The 19,106-nt window shown below is 69.7% G+C and carries 19 protein-coding genes; 10 read left to right on the top strand and 9 right to left on the bottom strand.

Going from position 1 to position 19,106, the window contains the following annotated elements:
• Positions 1-162 precede the first annotated feature (162 nt).
• The 3 genes from O2L52_RS07580 to O2L52_RS07590 are packed head-to-tail and all read left to right on the top strand — an operon-like array spanning position 163 to position 1,666.
• Entirely contained in the window at positions 163-489 is a 327-nt protein-coding gene (locus O2L52_RS07580; protein ID WP_270114754.1) for a WXG100 family type VII secretion target, read from the top strand.
• A gap of 48 nt (positions 490-537) precedes the next feature.
• Positions 538-1,032 (top strand): WXG100-like domain-containing protein, encoded by a 495-nt coding sequence (locus tag O2L52_RS07585; RefSeq protein WP_270114755.1) that lies wholly within the window; start codon positions 538-540, stop codon positions 1,030-1,032.
• Positions 1,025-1,666 carry an ADP-ribosyltransferase gene (locus O2L52_RS07590; protein ID WP_270114756.1) on the top strand — a complete coding sequence of 214 codons (642 nt, stop codon included), beginning with the start codon at positions 1,025-1,027 and terminating at the stop codon, positions 1,664-1,666. Before O2L52_RS07585 ends, O2L52_RS07590 begins: the two co-directional genes overlap by 8 nt.
• A gap of 39 nt (positions 1,667-1,705) precedes the next feature.
• On the opposite strand, the gene O2L52_RS07595 is transcribed toward O2L52_RS07590, so the two are convergent.
• The 3 genes from O2L52_RS07595 to ligA all read right to left on the bottom strand — a co-directional run bounded on the left by O2L52_RS07595 (position 1,706) and on the right by ligA (position 4,827).
• Positions 1,706-2,134, bottom strand: a complete 429-nt coding sequence (locus O2L52_RS07595) for a GNAT family N-acetyltransferase (protein WP_270114757.1) — start codon at positions 2,132-2,134, stop codon at positions 1,706-1,708.
• Positions 2,135-2,210: 76 nt separating this feature from the next.
• Positions 2,211-2,594, bottom strand: a complete 384-nt coding sequence (locus O2L52_RS07600; RefSeq protein ID WP_270114758.1) for a nuclear transport factor 2 family protein — start codon at positions 2,592-2,594, stop codon at positions 2,211-2,213.
• Between the two features lie 148 nt (positions 2,595-2,742).
• On the bottom strand, positions 2,743-4,827 hold the full coding sequence (ligA, locus tag O2L52_RS07605) for an NAD-dependent DNA ligase LigA (protein ID WP_270114759.1): 2,085 nt from the start codon (positions 4,825-4,827) through the stop codon (positions 2,743-2,745).
• Between the two features lie 198 nt (positions 4,828-5,025).
• On the opposite strand from ligA, the gene O2L52_RS07610 reads away from it, so the two are divergent.
• Entirely contained in the window at positions 5,026-6,234 is a 1,209-nt protein-coding gene (locus tag O2L52_RS07610; protein WP_270114760.1) for a chymotrypsin family serine protease, read from the top strand.
• A 16-nt stretch (positions 6,235-6,250) separates the two neighbouring features.
• On the opposite strand, the gene O2L52_RS07615 is transcribed toward O2L52_RS07610, so the two are convergent.
• Entirely contained in the window at positions 6,251-8,263 is a 2,013-nt protein-coding gene (locus tag O2L52_RS07615; protein ID WP_270114761.1) for a right-handed parallel beta-helix repeat-containing protein, read from the bottom strand.
• Positions 8,264-8,580: 317 nt separating this feature from the next.
• Here O2L52_RS07615 and O2L52_RS07620 point away from each other — a divergent pair, with 317 nt between their 5' ends.
• Positions 8,581-9,492 (top strand): peptidase inhibitor family I36 protein, encoded by a 912-nt coding sequence (locus tag O2L52_RS07620; RefSeq protein ID WP_270114762.1) that lies wholly within the window; start codon positions 8,581-8,583, stop codon positions 9,490-9,492.
• An 86-nt stretch (positions 9,493-9,578) separates the two neighbouring features.
• Here O2L52_RS07620 and O2L52_RS07625 read toward each other — a convergent pair whose 3' ends face one another.
• The 3 genes from O2L52_RS07625 to O2L52_RS07635 are packed head-to-tail and all read right to left on the bottom strand — an operon-like array spanning position 9,579 to position 11,171.
• The gene (locus tag O2L52_RS07625; RefSeq protein ID WP_270114763.1) at positions 9,579-9,713 is read right to left on the bottom strand and encodes a hypothetical protein; all 135 of its coding nucleotides are present in this window, start codon (positions 9,711-9,713) and stop codon (positions 9,579-9,581) included.
• On the bottom strand, positions 9,710-10,456 hold the full coding sequence (locus tag O2L52_RS07630; RefSeq protein WP_270114764.1) for an SDR family oxidoreductase: 747 nt from the start codon (positions 10,454-10,456) through the stop codon (positions 9,710-9,712). The genes O2L52_RS07625 and O2L52_RS07630 overlap by 4 nt, the downstream gene beginning before the upstream one ends.
• Positions 10,449-11,171: an SDR family NAD(P)-dependent oxidoreductase gene (locus tag O2L52_RS07635; RefSeq protein WP_270114765.1), complete on the bottom strand. Its 723-nt coding sequence runs from the start codon at positions 11,169-11,171 to the stop codon at positions 10,449-10,451. Before O2L52_RS07635 ends, O2L52_RS07630 begins: the two co-directional genes overlap by 8 nt.
• Before the next feature lie 172 nt (positions 11,172-11,343).
• On the opposite strand from O2L52_RS07635, the gene O2L52_RS07640 reads away from it, so the two are divergent.
• Positions 11,344-12,348, top strand: coding sequence for a sigma-70 family RNA polymerase sigma factor (locus O2L52_RS07640; protein ID WP_270114766.1), 1,005 nt, complete (start codon positions 11,344-11,346; stop codon positions 12,346-12,348).
• 76 nt (positions 12,349-12,424) lie between these two features.
• Positions 12,425-13,126, top strand: a complete 702-nt coding sequence (locus tag O2L52_RS07645; RefSeq protein WP_270114767.1) for an alpha/beta fold hydrolase — start codon at positions 12,425-12,427, stop codon at positions 13,124-13,126.
• Between the two features lie 76 nt (positions 13,127-13,202).
• Here O2L52_RS07645 and O2L52_RS07650 read toward each other — a convergent pair whose 3' ends face one another.
• The gene (locus O2L52_RS07650) at positions 13,203-13,649 is read right to left on the bottom strand and encodes an ASCH domain-containing protein (RefSeq protein WP_270114768.1); all 447 of its coding nucleotides are present in this window, start codon (positions 13,647-13,649) and stop codon (positions 13,203-13,205) included.
• A 230-nt stretch (positions 13,650-13,879) separates the two neighbouring features.
• Between O2L52_RS07650 and efeU the strand changes: the two genes are divergently transcribed.
• From efeU to efeB, 3 genes are read left to right on the top strand one after another with little or no spacing between them, the layout of a single operon-like run.
• Positions 13,880-14,731: an iron uptake transporter permease EfeU gene (gene efeU, locus O2L52_RS07655; protein ID WP_270114769.1), complete on the top strand. Its 852-nt coding sequence runs from the start codon at positions 13,880-13,882 to the stop codon at positions 14,729-14,731.
• Between the two features lie 8 nt (positions 14,732-14,739).
• Complete coding sequence (gene efeO, locus O2L52_RS07660) at positions 14,740-15,864, top strand: iron uptake system protein EfeO (RefSeq protein ID WP_270114770.1); 1,125 nt, start codon at positions 14,740-14,742, stop codon at positions 15,862-15,864.
• Positions 15,865-15,892: 28 nt separating this feature from the next.
• Positions 15,893-17,146 carry an iron uptake transporter deferrochelatase/peroxidase subunit gene (gene efeB, locus O2L52_RS07665; protein WP_270114771.1) on the top strand — a complete coding sequence of 418 codons (1,254 nt, stop codon included), beginning with the start codon at positions 15,893-15,895 and terminating at the stop codon, positions 17,144-17,146.
• Between the two features lie 250 nt (positions 17,147-17,396).
• Here efeB and O2L52_RS07670 read toward each other — a convergent pair whose 3' ends face one another.
• Positions 17,397-19,085 (bottom strand): glycoside hydrolase family 30 beta sandwich domain-containing protein, encoded by a 1,689-nt coding sequence (locus O2L52_RS07670; protein ID WP_270114772.1) that lies wholly within the window; start codon positions 19,083-19,085, stop codon positions 17,397-17,399.
• Positions 19,086-19,106 lie beyond the last annotated feature (21 nt).

A 19,106-nucleotide genomic window follows, 5' to 3' on the forward strand; every position in this document is an offset into this window, starting at 1 on the left:
GCGGCAAAGCGCAACGGCGGCAGGTAGTCGCGACGCGAGCGGGCCAGGTAGCCTACTTCAGGTACGGCACGAAGGGGAGGTCCGAATGCTCGGAGCAGTCCATATTACTCAGTCCAAAATGGTCTTCGTTGGCCTCGTCGACCAGCTCAGGGGCCGATGACCATGCCCGGCTTCGACGTCGACCCCGAGACGATCCGGAAGTCCGCTGACGAGCTCGATTCGGCCTCGGCCGACGTGCAGTCGCTGCTGGACGAGTTCACCGCGGCGGTCGGGCAGTACGCGGACGCCTTCGGCGGCGACACCATCGGCACTGCGGGCGGCATCGCGCACGAGGCATGCATGGGAGCGGTCACAGCCTGCTTCACCGGTATCGTCGAGGACCTGGGCGGCCTGTCTCAGGCGCTGCGCGACATGGCGGACGACCACCAGGCCGACGAAGACGAGATCGCCGGATCGTTCACCTTGCTGCACAAGGACCTCACACCGTAACCGGCCGACCGGCCGCCATCGACCACCACCCCGCGAGGAGCACCGACCATGGGAATGGACCTGCCAGGAGAACTCATCGGCCTCCTGGGCATGCTCGGCTACGAATGGCCCGAGTCCGATGAGGAATCCCTGTTCAACCTCGCAGGGGAATGGACCGGCATGGCCGACAAGATCACCGAGCGGGTTGAGTCGCTCCAGTCGGCGGCGCGGACGCTCCTGGAGAGCAACTCGGGCGCGCACATCGACGCGTTCCAGCGGGAGTGGGAGGCGGAGGAGTCGTCCCCCGCGGCCTTGGCGGAGTCCGCGGATCCGGCGTACATCCTCAACATCGGACTGATTGCGATGGCCGGCATCGTCCTGGCCCTCAAGGTCCAAGTGATCGTGCAGTTGGTGATCCTGGCGGCCCAGATCGTATGGGCGATCGCGACGGCACCGGTCACGTTCGGCGTCTCGCTCGCGCAGATCCCGATCTTCAAGCAGATCACCGGGTTCATCATCGACCAGCTGATGGGCATGGCCACGAACAGGGTGCTCAATGGGTAGCAGACGAAACAGCGGGGACCGGTCCCCCGAGGGCGGCGCCGGAATTCTCAGCAAGGTCCTCGACGACGGCGCCTTCACCCCGCCGGCGCCCAAGAACCGCGACCGAGCGGGCGGCAGCAGCCGCAATGACGGCGACGGCAGCGACGACAACGATCCGATCCGCATCTACACGGACGACAGCGACGAGCTGAACAAGTATCTGCGTGCGACGGACAAGTCGAAGTACAGCCCGGAAGACCGGGCGAGGCTCGACAAGCAGGCGGACGACATCTCGAAGGCGCTGAGGGACCGCCCAGTGCCCGATGAGCGGACGACCTGGCGCGGACTGCCGGGAGGGGAATGGCTCGACAAGTACAAGAAGGGCGACCTCTACTCCGATCCCGCGTTCATGAGCACCTCCACGAACAAGCGGGTCGCGGAGCGATTCCAGACCATCGCCATGGGGGGCTTCACCGGCGACCACCGGCCCGGCGCCATGTTCAAGGTCGACGGGGCGACCGGACGGGACGTCGGGCGGAATTCAAGCTTCAAGCACCAGGACGAGGTCCTCTTCGACCGAGGCGCGCTCTTCAAGATCACGGACAAGCGCCAGGAAGGCAGCACCACCTTCGTCGACATCACGCAGATCGCCTGAGACCGTTCCGGTTCCCGAGGAACGGCCGCAGCGCGAGAACTAGTCGAGTTCGCGTGCGAAGTGGAAGGCCATAATGGTCAACCGCTCCCGCATGTAGAAGCGGTGGGCGTCGCGCCGGTGCGTTCCGGAGTCCAGATGGATCGCAGTGCAACCGAGCTCACGACCTCGCCGCTCCAGGTACTCCAGCAGGGCGTGGCCGACTCCGGTTGAGCGCGCTTCGGAAGCCGTGACCAGGTCGTCGACGTACAGCATCCGACGCCGGTTGGTGTTCGCCACGGTGCGCCAGCCCGCCACCCCCGCGCAGCGGCCTTCCAAGTACGCCGCAGTGAATCGAAGTCCCTGGCCGTGTCCTTCGTCGTACACGGCAAGGTAGTCATCGGCACTCAGATCCGGACGCAGTTCCCGGAGGACGGGCAGCAGTTCGGTGGTGAGCCGGGCGTCGCCGGGCTCGATGTCGATGATCTCCATCGCAGCATTCTAAAAGACCCGCCGAGCGAACGGCCTTGCACGCGTTTCCGGCGCACGTTCGAGCGCGCCGGGAGATTCACGCCTCGCGCGGCAGGCTCGCGCCATGTGCTTGGACGACCTGCCATCTGCCGTGGTCGAACAGCCAGGTGCGCGTGTAGACCATCTCCGCTTCGAACGGCTCGCCGCCCGCAAGGCCGGCGAGCCTGAGCCGTGCCCGGGTGGCCCCCGTCGGACCGAACTGGCGGGCGGTGCTCTGGATCTGCTCCAGGCTCGTCAACCGAAGTTGTCCGGAGGCGTGCGACTCCAGGTCCTGCGCCTTGCCGAACTCGGCGCCGTCGGGCGCGACGTAGACGACGTCGGGATGCAGCAATGCCTCCAGCGCAACGACATCGCCCGCCAATTGGGCGCGCTGCAGTTCGGCTTCGGCGGCGGCCAGTGAGTTTTCTGCGGGTTCAGCCATCGTTCCCGATCATCTCACGCAACGCCCGGGAGAACGCTGCCGGATCGTTCCCCCGGAGGGCACCCAGGCGTCCGCCGCGTCCAACGAACCGCGGAGCGAGCGGGCCACGAGGGGAAAGCTCTTGGCCCGCCCGTCATCGTATGGAGCGTCAGTCGAGGTAGGCGGCGATCCGCTGGGCGAACTCCTCCGGGCTGATGACCTCGACGCCGAGCGATTCGGCCTTCGCCAGCTTGCTGCCGGCCTTCTCCCCCGCGACGACCAGGTTCGTCTTCGCGGACACGCTCGACGACGACTTGCCGCCCGCACGGGCGATCAGCTCGTTCATCTGCGTCCGGGAGTAGTCCGTGAGCGGTCCGCTCATGCCGCCGGTCACGACGACGGCCATGCCCGCGAGCGGGAGGCCGCCTGCTGCGGCCCGGCCCGGCTCCTCGCCTGCCGCAGCGGGCGGGACCCATCCGGGCTGGGTCATGTTCACTCCGGCGGCCTGCAGCTTCTTGATCACGTCGGACAGTTCAGCGACACCTTCGACGATCACGGCCGCTTTGTCGGCCCCGATGCCGTCGACCGCTTCGAACGCGTCGGCGTCCGCGGCCTGGACGGCCTCCATGCTCCCGAAGTGCGCGGCGATCCGCAGTGAGAGGCTGCGCCCGGTCTTGCGGATGCCGAGGGCGCAGAATACGCGGTTGAGCGGCTGGGCCTTCGCGGTCTCGATTGCGGCCATGAGGTTGTCGGCGCACTTGTCGCCCATGCGGTCCAGCGACATCAGCTGGTCACGGGTCACCGTGAACAGGTCGGCGACATCGCCGACCAGGCCCCGTTCGACCAGTTGGACGACGACGGCTTCACCGAGGCCTTCGATGTCGAGGCAGTCGCGAGCGACGGCGTACTTGAGGCCCGCCACCTGCCCGCACGCGCGGCCCCGAACGCACCGCCAGCGCACTTCGGACTTGTCGATCGCCGCACCGCACCGCGGGCAGTCGTCAGGGAAGACGATCGGCTGCTCGTCGCCGGTCCGCTGGGACACGATCGCGCCCTCGATGCGAGGGATGACCTCTCCGGCGCGGAGGACGTAGACGCGGTCGCCGGGGCGGAGGTCTTTGCGAAGGATGTCGTCGGGGTTGTGCAGCGTCGCATAGGTGATGGTGGTGCCGCCGACTTCGACGGGTTCGAGGATGCCGCGAGGGGCGATGACGCCGGTCCGGCCGACGTTCCATTCCACGTCGAGGAGAACCGTGATCTTCTTGTCCGCGGGGAACTTGTAGGCGGTCGCCCAGTGCGGGGTGCGCGAGCCGGTGCCGGCGTCGGCGCGGTCGGCGGGCGTGTTCGCTTTGATGACCGCGCCGTCGAGTTCGATGTCGAGGTCGGGGCGGATCGCTCCGATGTGGTCGATGCGCGCTCGGACTTCTTCGAGCGTGGCGCATTCGAGCGCGGCGATGCGGGTGCCGATGGTGGTGCCGACACCGAGCCGGTGCAGCCGGGTGATGAGGTCGATGTGGGTGAGGTTCGCGAGCGCGGGGTCGCTGGTGTGCGCGGGGTCGGTGAGGGCGTCGTAGGCGATGAACGTCTGCTGCACCTGGTAGGCGCGGTCCTTGGCGCGCAGCGACCCCGAGGAGGCGTTGCGGCGGTTGGCGAACAGCTGGCCGCCGTGGGCGACGCGCGCTTCGTTCCCGGCCGCGAACTGCGCTTCGGTCATGAGCACTTCGCCGCGGATCTCGACGGTGATCGGTTCGGCGAGTTCGAGGGGCAACCCGGCGACGTGGCCGATCGCGTGTGAGACGTCCTCGCCGGTGGACCCGTCGCCGCGGGTCACGAGCTGCATCAGGCGGCCGTCGCGGTAGCGGGCCGCCAGCGCGACGCCGTCGAGCTTGGGTTCGACGACCCATCCGGCCACGTCCCGGCCGCCGATGCGGCGCTGCAGCGATGCGGCCCAATCGGTCAGCTGCTCGGCCGAGAACACGTTCCCGAGCGACAGCATCCGCACCAGGTGCGGCACATCCCCGGTCGTGACACCGGCGGCGACTTCGCGCGTGGGCGAGTCTGCGGCGATCGCGTCAGGGTTCTCGACCTCCCAAGCGGTGATGCCGCGCAAGAGCCGGTCGTACGCGTCGTCGTCCATACCCGACTCGCCGGAACCGTAGTAGGCCTCCGCTGCGGCCCGGGCTGCGGCGACCGCGGCGAGGTAGTCGGCTTCAGTGTCGATGGTGACGGCAGGTGCCGCGGGGATCGTTGTCATGCACCTATGTTGTCATGCGGGTACGACAGTTTCCTGGGTGCTGACCAGCGTGAACACGCGATCCGCGTCCGATTCTGCGCTACAAGGGACCCGGTCGACCGCTCCGCGTTGGTAGCGTGAGTTTTTGCCCAGGGCATGGAGTCGAGCCCGGCTCCCCCACCCGCACCCCTCCTCTCGAAGAGAAGATCGGACCTCCCCGTGAAGCATCCCATCGCGAGACGCGTGCTCATCGCGTTCGTGGCACCGCTCCTGCTGCTGGCATCGCCCGCGGCCGGCGCCGCCCAGGAAGACGACCACGAGCCCGAAGAGGGCTACCAGACCCCCGCGGAAAGCCTCAGATACGACCTCGGCAAGACCGCCGAAGCGCACGGCTGGACCTTCGAGCAGGCTGAGGCCCAGTACCGGGTGACCGAGGCCATCGGCGACATCGCGGCCGCGATCGCCTCCGAGCGTCCGGAGGTGTTCGTCGGCACCGCCGTGTCCGACGCGCCCGGCGGCACGCCGACGCTCTACATCAAGGGCGGTGCCGACGAGTTCGTCCAGCGCGTGGTCAGGGCGAGCGGCCAGGACGTGATCATCGCCGATCACCAGCCGTTCTCCTACCTGGAGCTCAAGGGCCGCAACGAGCGGCTCACTCGCGAGCTGATCGCACTCGGCTACGAAGACCTCTCCAGCGGCTTCGACATCACCGACGGCACGATAACGGCGCATCTGGCCGCCCAGCCCGGCCTGTCCTCCGACCCCGGTGAGATCCGCGAGCGGCTCGCCGAGGAGTTCCACCGGGACGTGGCGCTGGCGGTCGTCGACGGACTCGGCAACACCACTCAGCACTCCTACGGCGGCATGGCGGGCTACAAGGACGGGACGCCCTGGTGCACCATGGGCTGGACGGTCGAGAGCCCGTTCGGCGCCACGGGCGTGACCACTGCCGGGCACTGCGACGGCGTCGACCAGGCATGGGCGCCCGGTCATGGCCTCATCAACCTGAACTGGCGGAACCAGCACCGCGGGGCCTTCGGCGATGTCGAATGGCACGCCACCCCGGGGCAGGCCGAGTTGGCGGAGTTCTACGTCGATCCCTGGGCCAGACGCGACACCTTGTCGGTGGAGCCGTGGTACGGCTTCACTGTGGGCGAATCGATCTGCGTGTTCGGGCAGTTCACGAAGACCCGCGAATGCGGCGCCGATGTGGACGGACCCTCGTGGTCCTGCACGCTCGACGGCATCCTCACCGAGGACCTGGTTCGGATGGACTCGAAGGTCACCGAGGGAGGCGACTCCGGTGCCGGCTGGTCCTGGATCAACCGGGCCTACGGCTCGCACGTCGGCCTCTGCTACGGGCAGAGCGTCTTCACGAAGGCGGGCAATTTTCAGAACGCGATCGGAGTGAGCGTGATGCGGCAGTAGACCGGGCGTCTCCTCCTCAGCCCCGGCGGTTCGGGGCCGGCGCGGTGAGCAAACTAGTGCCGGGCGCCGACGCCGCGAACGGACCGGGCACGACCGTGTCGCGCGGGAGGCCGGTGATGTCCGAGCTCAGGTCCAGATCAGACCCGTCGGGGTTGGAGTAGCCCATCTCGGCCTGGTAGCTCGTGCCGAGGCGCTCGGTCGTCACCGGGGCGACGGCGTCGATGGCGCCGTTCACCTCGACGCGGACGGTGCCGGCCGCGGCGTCGTGCACCTCGACGCGCACCGGCGACGTGCCGATGACCAGGGGCGCCGGTTCCGCGCGAAACGGCTCGGCGCCCTCCGCGTACAGGTTGCCTTCGACCCACACCGGGAGGCGCGGCCCGGCCAGCGCGCTGCCGTCCTCGTGCGGATACTCCTCCGGGGTCGGGCAGGCGTCGTACTGCGAGGTTCCCACCGGGGTGGGCACGAACGTGGCCTGGCCGGGCACGCCGTCGATGTCGATCGCGCCGTTCCAGAAGCTCGCGAGCGCCGGTTCCGCCTGCGGCCGGGTGCTTTCCCCGTCGCCGACGAAGATGTTGTTGTAGAACCGGTTGTCGCCGCCGAGGATGTTCGAGACGCCGTAGACGGCCGTGGAGTGCGGCAGGTGGTACGGGGTGTACCGCTGGTGCTCGGTGCAGTTCGCGATGCGGCCCGCGAAGTAGTTGTGCACATAGGCGCCGCCGGTGGACATGTCCTTGACCGACCACGGCGAGAGGAACAGGTTCGAGTCCACGAGGTACGGGCCGTGGCAGACCTCGACCATGAAGTCCTCGGCGGTGGAGGCGTAGAAGACGTTGCGCCGCACCAGGGTGCCTTGCGCCTGCCAGTCGAGCCACAGGGCCCGATGCGTGTGGTGGATGGTGTTGCCGCTGATCACGGTGTCGATGGCGGCGTGCAGTTTGATGCCGGCCACCTCGGCGCCGTGCCATTGCCGCTTCACGTGGATGCGGGCGATGTGGTTGTCGACGATGTGCGAGAACGCCGCGCCGAGATGGCCGACGATGCCCGCCTGCTCGCAGTCCTGGATCGTGTTGCGGCGCACCGTGTGGGAGCCGACGTGTGCCCGGTCCCACGGGTGCGGCTCGCCGGCGTCGGGTCCGCGCAGGGCGAGCGCCCGCTGGATGACCTCGCGTTCGCGCTGGGTGCCGCCCTTGTCACCCTTCGATCCCGCGGTCCACTCGTTCTGGCCCGTGCCGGCCTCCTTGCCCAGGGAGACGCCGACGTTCTTCGAGTCGGTGATCGTGTTGTCCTCGATCACCCAGCCCTTGGACCAGTGCGGGCCGATCAGGCCCTCCTGCAGCGCGGTGGGCGGTGCCCACTGCGTGGCGGCCTTGGTCAGGGTGAAGCCGCGCACCGTGATGTGGTCGATGCCCGTCGCCTCGGGCCAGAAGACGAACTTGCGGGCGTTGATCTCGATCTCGTGGTCGGCCGGGTCGGCGCCCCCGAAGTTCGCCCAGATCGTGGTGGCGTCGTCGCCCACCTCGCAGAACCAGGTCAGCAGCGAGCCGGCCTGGTCGAACGACTCCTCGGTGGCCGCGGGGTGTTCGACGCCGTCCAGGGTCAGCGATTCGTACATCGACTTGCCGTCGAGGTACACCTCGCCGGTGTGCCAGGTGTTGACCCGGTCGAAGAACCAGTCGCCGCCGATGCGCTCCGCGTACGGGTTGCGCTCCCCGAACAGGGTGTTCGGCACCGTCGCGGTCCAGACCCCCGCGGCGCCGGGGTGGGGACGCCAGTCGGCGACGGCCTCGGCGCCGGAGATCGTGACCGGCTCATAGGAACCGTCCGCGCCCTGCGCGGCCTGGTAGGTGATCGGCGCGGCGGCCGTGCCGCCGCGGGGCGGGTTCACCCACTCCCGGTATACGCCCTCATGCACGACGACCGTGTCGCCTGGTTGCGCCAGCGCCGCGGCCGCACCGATGCTGAGCAGAGGATCCTCAACGGTTCCGACGGCGGTATCGGACCCGGACTTCGCGACATGCAGCTCCACGCGCACACCTTAACCCGAGTCCTTTACCGATCCACAACCGAGCACGGTCGTAAGACGCCTCTCGACCCGGACCTCCGTCGATCGGTCCAAGGCGCGCGATCACGGTCTGGCGCACCGGTCCAGCCGTGAAGAATTCCTTCATGGATTGCTTGACTTGTGGAGATTCCTGTCAGATCCTGGAGGGAGTCCGGTCGTCTCAGGCCGTATTCCCAAGCGTCACAATCGCTTCAATTCGAGTCCATGCCACCGGACATCGTTCGACCCCATGATGAGAAACGCCCGACCTCCTTTCCCACCCCCTGCAACAAGGAGCAGTCATGAGTTGGATCAGATCGAAGCGGCGCGCCCTGCTCGCGCTGTTCGCGGCGGCGGTGATGGGCGTTGCGGCGGCCGTCGCCGGAGCTGTGCCCGCGCAGGCCGCAACGGCCCGCAACGGCGTGTGCGAGTCCGGAGAGTTCTGCCTCTACTACAACAGCGACACCTCCGGCTCGGTGAGCGACTTCGCCGGGTCCGTCAGCGACTACGGCTCGGGCACCGGCTGCTACAAGTTCGTCAGCGCGGGCGCCGGCCAGGGCCAGTGCGTCAAGAACAACGCCGCCTCGGCCTGGAACCGGACCAGCCGGTACGTCACGGTGTTCTACAACAGCGGCTACAGCGGCCCGATCGACAACTTCAGCCCGGGGTCGGAGGCCAACCTCCGCGCCTATCTGAAGAACGAGAACGCCGCCCACCTCATCGGCGTCAGCGGCGCCGCCGCCGACAACCTCGAGTACGCCGTCTACCACTCGTCGTCGGCGAACATCACCGCGTACTTCGACGGCTACACCACCACCTCGGGCCGCCACGAAGGCGTCGACATCGCGCACACCGTCGGCGCCTCGGTGTACGCGCCGGTCTCCGGCACCGTGGTCCGCATGACCGAGGGCTCCCGGGGCTCCGGCGGCCTGTCGACGCTCGCCGTCTACAACTCGAGCCTCAACAAGACCGTCGTCTACCTGCACCTGGACCCGACGGTCGGCGTCGGCGCGACCATCTCCGTGGGCGAGAGGATCGGCGTCGAGGACTGGCGCGGCGTCAGCTCGTCCGGCGGCGCCCACACGCACGTCGAGATGCGCAACGGCCGTCAGACCGCCGCGGCCCCGAGCGTCGGCGACCCCACGCTGAGCAACCCGAACCCGACGAGCTTCTGGACCGCCAGGGGCTACAACATCTGCTGCCAGTTCGGCTAAATCCGCTCTGACGCGCAGAGAAGCCGCGGAGGACCACCCTCCGCGGCTTCTCTGCGCTCACGGTCGCCAGGCACCTGCCGGACCGGCTAGTCGACGATGAGGCCGCCGTTCAGGTCGGCCACCGTCCCCGTGATAGCAGCGGAACGGTCGGAGGCCGGGAACGTGGCCGCTTCGGCGAATGCTTCCAGGGTCGAAGCTCCTTTGAACTCGGGTGCGGTCACGGCAGTTCGGTCAGTCCGGTCGCGGTGAGCATGTAGCCGGCGGCCAGGTCCGCCGGGTCGGTGCGGACGAGGCCCACCAGCGCCGATCCCGCCTGCTCCGGTGTCAGCGGGTCGCCGAGGCGCTTCAGGAAGGCGTCCTCGGTCTCGCCGTTCCGGGCGGCGTACGCGCGGATGCCGCGCCTGCCCACATCGCCGAACGGCGTGATCTTGGGCAGTACGGCGGTCACGGTGAGGCCGAGACCGGCCCGGTCCGACTCGTCCTGGGCGTACCCGGCGATGAACCGCTGGGCCGCCTTGGCCCCGGCGTAGCCGCCGCTGGCAGGCGACCCGCCGATGGCCGCGCCGCTGCTGACCACCACGATCCGGCCGGCGGGCGGCAGCGGCTGCAAGAGCGCCTCGCGCAGCCACGTGAACGCGATCTTGACGTCGGCGTTCCAGTTGGCGGAGAACGTCTCCCAGGTCTGGTGCTGGAGCGGGCGCATCACCGGATTGGCACCCGCGACCAGGACGAGGACCTCGGGTTCGTACCGGTCCAGCAGCCGCCACGCGACCTCCGGATCGGCCGCGTCGGCCGTCTCGGCCCGGATCTGGCCGCTCGCGGCGGCCAGATCGTCGAGGTCCCTGCCGGTCCGGGCCACCGCGACCACCGAGGCCTTCGCGTCGGCGAACGCGAGCGCGATCCCGCGCCCGAGGCCCCGGCCGCCGCCCACGACGAGCACGGTCGTTCCATTGAGGTCAGTCACGGTCGCCGTCCGCCAGGTAGGTCGCCATGTGGCGTTCGAGCGCCTTGGTCGGCCCGCCGTCCCAGCCCGCGGTCGCGGACGCCGACAACGGGTCCGGGAAGAGTTCCTCCTCGCCCTTCTCCACGCCGTCGAAGACCCGGCGCGCGACCGCCTCCGGCGCGGCCTTCGGGATGTCGAAGCCGCGGGTCATGTCGGTGTCCGTGGGGCCGAGCAGCACGGCGTGCACGCCGATGCCGTCGCCTGCCGTGAGCATCCGCAGCGACTGGGTCATCGAGAACGCCGCCGCCTTCGACATCGAGTACGTCGGCTGGAGCGGCATCGCCGCCACCCCCGACAGCGAGAGGATGTTGACGATCCGGCCGCGGGAACTTCGGAGCGCCGGCAGGAACGCCTGCGTCACCGCAAAGGGGCCGAAGCAGTTGACGGCGAAGTGCCGTTCGAGCGCGTCCCTGTCGTCGAGCGCGTCCGGGAGCGCGATCCCGGCATTGTTGACGAGGACGTCGAGTGCGCCGATCTCCTCGGCGGCCGCCCGGATATCGTCGGGGTCGGTCACGTCGAGCCGGATCGGCGCGACCCGCCCGTCCGGGTGGGCCAGCGGGCCGCGGGTCCCCGCGTACACGCGCTTCGCGCCCCGGTCCAGGGCCTCGGCGACCAGCGCCTTCCCCACACCGCGATTGGCTCCTGTGATGAGAACGGTCTTGTCCGCGAATGTCATGGTTCCTCCGAGAATCGGTACGCGGTCCGAAGGACCGGTTGTCGCCTTGAGTGGCTTCGAAGGGGTAGGCACCGCGGACGCGCCGGATTGGTCGGTCCCGAAGCGACCATTTCGCGGCCCGGCCGGTGTCAGCACATGAATGAGGACCTTCAATCCGGAGCGGAGTGACGAGATGACTGCGACCGAACTGCTCACCGAGGCGCGAGCGGGCGACGGCGAGGCGTTCAGGCGCTTGACCGAGCCGTACCGGCGCGAACTCCAGGTCCACTGCTACCGAATGCTCGGTTCGGTGCAGGACGCCGAGGACGCACTGCAGGACACGCTCCTCGACGCCTGGCGCGGCCTCGGCGGGTTCGCGGGCCGCTCGTCGATCCGGACCTGGCTCTACCGGGTCGCCACCAACCGGTGCCTCAACGCGCTGCGCTCGACGCGCCGCCGTCCGGCGCGGGCTTGGGGCAACCCCGGCGTCCAACCGCCGGAACCGACCCGGATCGGCGAGGTCACCTGGCTCGAGCCCTACCCGGACGCGCCGCTCGAAGGCGCGCTCACCGTCGTGCCGGGCCCCGAGGCCCGCTACGAGCAGACCGAGGCGATCTCGCTCGCGTTCACGACAGCGGTGCAGCTGCTGCCCGCCCGCCAGCGCGCCGTGCTCATCCTGCGCGACGTGCTCGGCTACCGCGCCGACGAGGTGGCCGACATGCTCGACTCGACCACCGAATCCGTCCACAGTGCCCTCAAGCGGGCCCGCGCTGGACTCGAACGGCGGCTGCCGGACGGCCACGAACCGGCCCCCGCGCCCGGCTCGGCCGCCGAGCAGGCCCTCATCGACAAGTTCGTCCGCGCTTACGCCGCAGGCGATGTCGACGGTCTGGTCGCGCTCTTCGCCGAGGACGTCCGCGTCTCCATGCCGCCGATCCCGCTCGAATACGAGGGCCGCGAGGTCGCCGCCGGCTTCTTCGCCGCGATCATGGGCGAGGGCTGGTCGCTCGCCCTCGTTCCCACCCGCGCCAACGGCCAGCCGGCGTTCGCCGCGTACCTCGACCCGGCCCCCGGAAGACCGCGCCTGGCCGCCGGCCTCACCGTCGTCACCCTCGCCGGCGACCGCATCAGCGCCCTCGTCAGGTTCGACAGCGGCGTACTCCCACGATTCGCCCTGCCCCGATCACTCCCCCGCTGACGAGCCGGATTGCGCTCCACGGCTTCCGGGCCGTGGAGCCCTTGCGTTTCACGCTTCGGGGCAGAACAATCGAAACATGGACGATCCGCTTCTGGTTCTGGTGCACAGCCCGCTCACCGGCGCGCAGGCCTGGGGGCCCGCCGCCGAAGCGCTGCGGTCGCTGGGGCACGTGGTCGCGACCCTCGACCTCGGACCGGCCTTCGCCGGTGACGGCCCGTACTTCCCGGCCGCGGCCGCACTCGCCGCCGCGGGCCTGCGCGAGTACGCGATGCACGAGTCGGCCGTCCTCATCGCCCACAGCGGCGCCGGAGCACTGCTCCCGGCCATCGCCGAGGCGGTGCCCCGCACCGCGGCCGCCGTGTTCGTCGACGCCCTGCTGCCCCATCCCGGGCAGTCCTGGTTCGATTCCGCCCCGAAGGAACTGGGCGACCACCTGCGCCAGGTGGCCGCGGGCGGGCGGCTGCCGAAGTGGAGCGACTGGTTCCCGCCCGAGGCGATCGAGGAGCTCCTCCCCGACGTCGACCAGCGCGAGGCGTTCACCGCGGCCCTGCCGCGGATTCCGTTGGCGTACTTCGAGGAGACGGCCCCGCACGCCCCGGCGTGGCCGCCCGGCCCGTGCGCGTACCTGCGCCTGAGCGAGGCCTACCGCGCCCAGGCCGCCGAGGCCGTCGCGAAAGGCTGGCCCGTCACCGAACTCCCCGCCGACCACCTGGCGATCTACACGCAGCCGGAGCAGACCGTCCGCATCCTGAGCGCCCTGCTGCGCGAGCTGGTCTGAGAGCGAGCGTCAGAACGCGTGACCTCGAAGGTGACGGTCACCCGCGCGGCCGCAGGAGGATCCGGGGCAGCTGCATCTAGCGCAGGTCTGACACCAGGCGGAACCGTTGCAGCACTGTCAAGGTCGCGTCATCGACGGTGAACTCCGGATCGTCCAGCGCCTCCCGCATCTCCTCGCTGTGCCAGAACGACTCGTGGTTCGCGCGCCATGCGGCGATGCTGCGGTCGCCTTCGCCCTCATCGATCACGTGCTCGAGGTCGACCGCCGAGAGCGGCACGACCCGCACCTCGGTGGTCTCGATGACCGCGACGGGCCGTTCGTCGGAGTCGACGACGACCGCGCGCTCGCCCACCTTGGGCAGGGCCTCGCCCTCGTGCTCGTAGTCGACCACCAGACCGGTGGTGGAGGTCTTGGCCCCGGTGAGAATCGCCGCCACCAACTGGTCCCGCAGCGGGCCGGGAAACGCGAACTCGGACTTCGGCAACGCAGCGATCTCGGCGGGGGTGGGAACGCTCGTAGACATGCGCCCCACGGTAACCCCGCCGAGCGAACCGCATGGAAGAGGCCCGGCCGGCAGTGCCTCCGGGTCCCGCCTGTGCCGGTCGTCGGTCGAATACTACGACCGTGCCGATTCCGGTGCCAGCGGCTGCATCACCGGACCCCAGTCAGTATCCGGACGGCTACCAGGCGATTTGTAAGGTCGGCCTAATCTGGTTTAGCATCGCCTTACCACCCCTTGCCCCTAGGAGCCCCATGTTCGCGACATTCCTCGTCGGCCTGCGCGAAGGCCTTGAGGCCGCGCTGGTCGTGAGCATCCTCGTGGCGTACCTGGTGAAGTCCGATCAGCGCCGCTACCTGCCGCACGTGTGGATCGGCGCGGCCGCGGCCGTGCTCATCTCCATCGGCGCGGGGGCAGCGCTCAACTACGGCAGCGCCTACCTGTCCCTGGCCGGACAGGAGCGGTTCGAGGCGATCACCTCGCTGCTGGCCGTCGCGTTCGTGACCTGGATGATCTTCTGGATGCGCGTGGCCGCCAGGAAGATCGGCGGCGACCTGCGCGATCGGCTCACCGGTGCGATCGCCATCGGACCGATCGCGGTCACGGCCATCGCCTTCCTCGCCGTCATCCGCGAAGGGCTCGAGACCGCGCTCATCCTCTACGCCATGATCGACTTCGCCGAGAACCCGGCGGCGTCGCTCGGTGCCGCCGGCGGAGGCATCGCCGCGGCCGCCGCCATCGGGGTCGGCCTGTACCACGGTGCCGTGCGCGTCAACCTCACCCGGTTCTTCACGTGGACCGGCGCCCTGCTCATCCTCGTGGCCGCGGGCATGCTCAAGTACGCCGTCCACGACTTCCAAGAGGCCGGCGACCTGCCCGGCCTGAACACGATCGCGTTCGACATCTCGGCCACGCTCACCCCCGGCACCTGGTACGCCGAGCTGCTCACCGGCATGTTCAACCTGACCGCCGCCCCGACCATGCTCGAATGCGCCGCCTGGGCGGCCTACGTCGTGCCCGTGCTCGTCCTGTTCCTGCTGCCCCGCAGGCAGTCCCGCCCCCAGTCGGCGTCCCGGTCCGAACCGGCCCCCGCCGAAATCCAATGAGGAGAACCATGCGCCACCTCGCCCCTGCCGCCGCGGCGGCAGCCGCGCTCGCCCTGCTCGCCGCCTGCTCGGAGAAGCCCGCCGAGTCGGACGACGGCGCGATCGGTGTCCTCGCCACCGACGACGCCTGCGAAGTCGCCGTCAGTGAAGCCGAAGCCGGGACCGTGACGTTCACGATCAAGAACGAGGGCACCAAGGTCAACGAGTTCTACGTGTACGCCGAGGGCAACCGCGTCATGGGCGAGGTCGAGAACATCACGCCGGGCCTGACGCGCGAGCTCATCGTCGAGCTGCCCGCCGACGCTTATGAGACCGCGTGCAAGCCCGGCATGATCGGCGACGGCATCCGCGCCGACTTCACCGTCACCGGTGAGGCCGCCAGCCTCTCCGAGGACCAGGCGCTCCAAGACGCCGTCGACTCCTACAAGCGGTACGTGGAAAGCCAATCGGCGGGCCTGGTCGAGCAGACCGAGCTGTTCGCCGAGGCCGTCCGCGCCGGCGACATCGAAGGCGCCAAGGCCCTGTTCCCCGTCGCCCGCACCTACTGGGAGCGGATCGAGCCGGTCGCCGAGATCTTCGGCGACCTCGACCCGCGCATCGACGCCCGCGAGGACGACTACCCCGAAGGCCCGACGGACCCGGCCTTCACCGGGTTCCACAAACTCGAGTACGACCTGTGGATCACCGGCGACCTCAGCGAGTCGGGACCGATCGCCGACCAGCTCGTCGCCGACGTCAACGAGATCGTCGCGCTCGCCGCGGCCGAGGAGCTGTCCCCGCTCCAGCTCGCCAACGGCGCCAAGGCCCTCCTCGACGAGATCGCCTCGTTCAAGATCACCGGGGAGGAGGACCGCTACTCCCACACCGACCTGTGGGACTTCGCCGCGAACCTCGAAGGCTCAGAAGGCGCCATCGCTTCGATGCGCCCGGTCCTCGATGAGCGCGACCCCGACCTCGTGGCCGCCCTCGACGAGGAGTTCGCGAACGCCTGGGCCGCATTGGAACAGCACCGCGAGGGCGACGGCTGGCGCCTCCACGACGAGCTGACCCCTGAAGAGCTGCAAGAGCTCTCCGACGCCATCAACGCGCTCGGCGAGCAGGTCAGCAAGGTCGCCGCAGTGGTCGCCGAATAGCGGCCCGGGGCGCAGGAGGAGTGATCAGGTGAAGCGACGCAACGCCATCGGGCTCGGCACCGCAGGCATCGCCGCGGCGGGAGCCGGATTCGCCGCAGGCAGATTCTGGCCGGCCACGTCCGAAGCGGCCGCACTGGACCCGAACGCCGAGGCGATCGCGTTCTACGGGGCCCACCAGGCCGGGATCCTCACGCCCGCACAGGACCGGCTCCACTTCGCGGCCTTCGAGGTCATCACCGCCGACCGCGACGAGCTCATCGCACTCCTCCAGGCATGGACGGTCGCCGCCGCGCGCATGTGCGGCGGCGACTACGCCGGGCCCGGCGGCGCCGCGGGCGGCGACTACTACGCGCCGCCGGACGACACCGGTGAGGCCCAAGGGCTCCCGGCCTCCGGCCTGACGCTCACCATCGGGTTCGGTCCGACCCTGTTCACCGACGCCGACGGCGTCGACCGGTTCGGCATCGCCGACCGCCTCCCCGAGGCGCTGCGGGAGCTCCCGCCGTTCGCGCTGGACGCCCTCGACCCCGCCGTCTCCGGCGGGGACCTGTGCGTCCAAGCCTGCGCGAACGACCCGCAGGTGGCCGTGCACGCCATCCGCAACCTGGCCAGGATCGGGTTCGGCACGGTCAGCCAGCGCTGGTCCCAGCTCGGCTTCGGCCGCACCTCCTCGACCTCCACCGCGCAGTCCACGCCGCGCAACCTCATGGGTTTCAAAGACGGCACCGCCAACCTCAAAGCCGAGGACGGGGACCTGCTCGAGAAGCACCTGTGGGTCGGCGCCGACGATGGCGCCGACTGGCTGACCGGAGGCTCGTACCTGGTCACCCGCCGCATCCGCATGCGGGTCGAGACCTGGGACCGCACCACCCTGGCCGAGCAGGAGGAGATCTTCGGCCGCGACAAGTCCGAGGGCGCGCCGCTCGGCGCCACCGGCGAGTTCGACGAACCCGACTTCGAAGCCGAGGCCGACGGCGTGCCGGTCATCGCCGCCAAGGCCCACATCCGCCTGGCCCATCCCACGATGAACGGCGACGCCCGCATGCTCCGGCGCGGCTACTCCTTTGTGGATGGCAGCGACAACCTCGGCCGCCTCGACGCGGGCCTGTTCTTCATCGCCTACCAGCGGGACCCGGAGGCCGGGTTCATCCCCGTGCAACGCAGCCTCTCCGAGAACGACGTCCTCAACGAGTACATCGAGCACACCTCCTCGGCGATCTTCGCCTGCCCGCCGGGCGTCCGCGATGAGGACGACTGGTGGGGCCGGGCCCTCTTCACCTGACCGGATTGAGCGCACGCTCGGACCTCCGGCGATCGGCACGATCGAAGGGCTGGTGCTGAGCGGCGCCCGACACGACGTGATCGAGCGCTTCGCCCGCTCAGAGGAGTGACGAGCGCATCCGCGAGGTCCAGGACGGCAAGGAACCCCTTGCCGACCACTACGCGCGACGCCGCCGACTCGGCGATATGACACGGCGAAGGGGCGGGACCTCGCGGTTCCGCCCCTTCGCCGCTCGACAGGGCGCCGTTGCTCACGCAGCGATGACGAAGGTCGTCACGCTCTCGGGCGGGAGTGATGCGGTGAAGCCGTCGCCCCTGCCCGTGATGCGGGGCTGCTGCTCGAGGTCGCGGGTCGCGTCGGTGAGCCACGACTGCACGCTGCGGACCCGGCGGCCTTTGACCACGAAGGACTGGCTCGCCGCAGCGGTCGTCGTGTTCACGGCAACGACCGTGAGCGAGCCGTCGTCGCCGGTGTACGCCGAGGTGAGGACCCCGGCCTGCGGCTCCTTCTGGGCCTCGACGCGCACGTGGCCGGGGCGCACGAACTTCGCGAAGTGCGCCAGCATCCGGCCGCGCTTGCTGATCGTGCCGTCCTCCTGGAGCGGCCCGTAGTAGCGGCGGAGATACCACCAGACGTACGCCTGGAACCCGGCGTCGGCCATCGCGTGGTGGACGTGCTCGGCGACCTTCAGCGCCTCGGGCCAGAGGTTCGCGGAGCTCGAGCTGTTGGGGTGGTACACCTCCGTCATCCACAGCTCCTTGCCCGCGCCCTCGTCCTCGAAGCGCGGGTAAGGGAAGTCCTCGACCGCCGTGCCGTAGAGGTGCGCGCCGAGGATGTCGACGTTCGCGAACGCGGCGGGGTCGTCGAGGATCGGGTCGGAGACCGACTTGACGTACTGGAAGGACTCCGGGGCGATGACGCGGCAGTCGATCCGCCCCGCGAAGTCGCGAAGGAAGCGGTTCATCTCCGCTGTGGTCCACCACGTCCAGTCGTGCGCGTAGTCGGGCTCGTTCTGGACCGAGATCCCGTACAGCTCGACGCCGTTGTCGCGCATGTGGAGGACGAAGTCGTTCAGGTGCTCCGCATAGGCGCCGTAGGCGTCGTGGCGCAGGCGCCGGGCCTCGGCGGGCGGGGTGTACGGCGCGGCCATGAGGTAGTCGAGGTCCGGGCCGCCCTCGCCGGTCGCGCTGACCTTCACGGCCCACTGGCCGGGCGTCATCGCGGCTTGGACCGACTTCCACGCCCACGCGCCCGCGGTGCTCGGGAACAGCGCGTTCTCGGCGACGAGGACGCCGCCGACGTGGACGTCGACGTGCACGTCCGAGGGCGCCGAGTACCGGAACGCGAGGTTCTTGGTGCCCGTCGATCCGATGAAGACGCCGGTGAACTCGACGCTCGCATCCGCGGCGGCTTCGAAGTGCGCGTACCCCTCGCCTTGATGGCCGGGGGTGTCGGTCGCGATGTGCGCGTTCACGAGTGCGGCGGTCTCGGCCTCGTACTGGCTGCCCGCCGGAGCCTCGTCGACCCGCTCGAACAGCTCGACGAGCTCCTCCGGCGGATCCCAGGGCGAGGCGAAGACGAGCGCCCCCTTGGCGAAGGCCGCCTGTGCGGTGGCGAGGTCGACGAACCAGTTCGCCCGGTCCTCGGGGACGGGGATGCGCAGGACGGTGAAGCCGAGGTCGTCGGTGCCGCTGTTGTCGAAGACGGTGTCGCATTGCGACGGTGTCAGCTCTCCGATCCAGGCCGCGTGGGTCATGCCGCCGAAGCCGCGGACGACCTGGCGGCACCGCCTCGGCTCGACGACGACGGCTCGCGGTCGGGCCGCGTCGGTGCCGGCATGGGCGGGCGTCGCGGCCAGGCCGAGTGCGACCGGCAGGGCGGCGCCGCCCGCGAGGATCGCGCGGCGGTTGAGGGGGACGCCGGATGGCGACTCTGTCATGTCTATTTCTCACTTTCCTGA

The organism is Glycomyces algeriensis (assembly GCF_027622855.1).
Taxonomy (GTDB): Bacteria; Actinomycetota; Actinomycetes; order Mycobacteriales; family Micromonosporaceae; genus Glycomyces; species Glycomyces algeriensis.

What these genes read in the sequence shown, in the direction of transcription:
- O2L52_RS07635 (WP_270114765.1), bottom strand. Translation starts at nt 11,171, where the DNA reads ATGACATTCGCGGACAAGACCGTTCTCATCACAGGAGCCAATCGCGGT.
- efeU (WP_270114769.1), top strand. Translation starts at nt 13,880, where the DNA reads ATGTTCGCGACATTCCTCGTCGGCCTGCGCGAAGGCCTTGAGGCCGCG.
- efeO (WP_270114770.1), top strand. Translation starts at nt 14,740, where the DNA reads ATGCGCCACCTCGCCCCTGCCGCCGCGGCGGCAGCCGCGCTCGCCCTG.
- O2L52_RS07650 (WP_270114768.1), bottom strand. Translation starts at nt 13,649, where the DNA reads ATGTCTACGAGCGTTCCCACCCCCGCCGAGATCGCTGCGTTGCCGAAG.
- O2L52_RS07595 (WP_270114757.1), bottom strand. Translation starts at nt 2,134, where the DNA reads ATGGAGATCATCGACATCGAGCCCGGCGACGCCCGGCTCACCACCGAA.
- O2L52_RS07670 (WP_270114772.1), bottom strand. Translation starts at nt 19,085, where the DNA reads ATGACAGAGTCGCCATCCGGCGTCCCCCTCAACCGCCGCGCGATCCTC.
- O2L52_RS07620 (WP_270114762.1), top strand. Translation starts at nt 8,581, where the DNA reads ATGAGTTGGATCAGATCGAAGCGGCGCGCCCTGCTCGCGCTGTTCGCG.
- O2L52_RS07600 (WP_270114758.1), bottom strand. Translation starts at nt 2,594, where the DNA reads ATGGCTGAACCCGCAGAAAACTCACTGGCCGCCGCCGAAGCCGAACTG.
- O2L52_RS07590 (WP_270114756.1), top strand. Translation starts at nt 1,025, where the DNA reads ATGGGTAGCAGACGAAACAGCGGGGACCGGTCCCCCGAGGGCGGCGCC.
- O2L52_RS07580 (WP_270114754.1), top strand. Translation starts at nt 163, where the DNA reads ATGCCCGGCTTCGACGTCGACCCCGAGACGATCCGGAAGTCCGCTGAC.
- O2L52_RS07645 (WP_270114767.1), top strand. Translation starts at nt 12,425, where the DNA reads ATGGACGATCCGCTTCTGGTTCTGGTGCACAGCCCGCTCACCGGCGCG.
- ligA (WP_270114759.1), bottom strand. Translation starts at nt 4,827, where the DNA reads ATGACAACGATCCCCGCGGCACCTGCCGTCACCATCGACACTGAAGCC.
- O2L52_RS07585 (WP_270114755.1), top strand. Translation starts at nt 538, where the DNA reads ATGGGAATGGACCTGCCAGGAGAACTCATCGGCCTCCTGGGCATGCTC.
- O2L52_RS07640 (WP_270114766.1), top strand. Translation starts at nt 11,344, where the DNA reads ATGACTGCGACCGAACTGCTCACCGAGGCGCGAGCGGGCGACGGCGAG.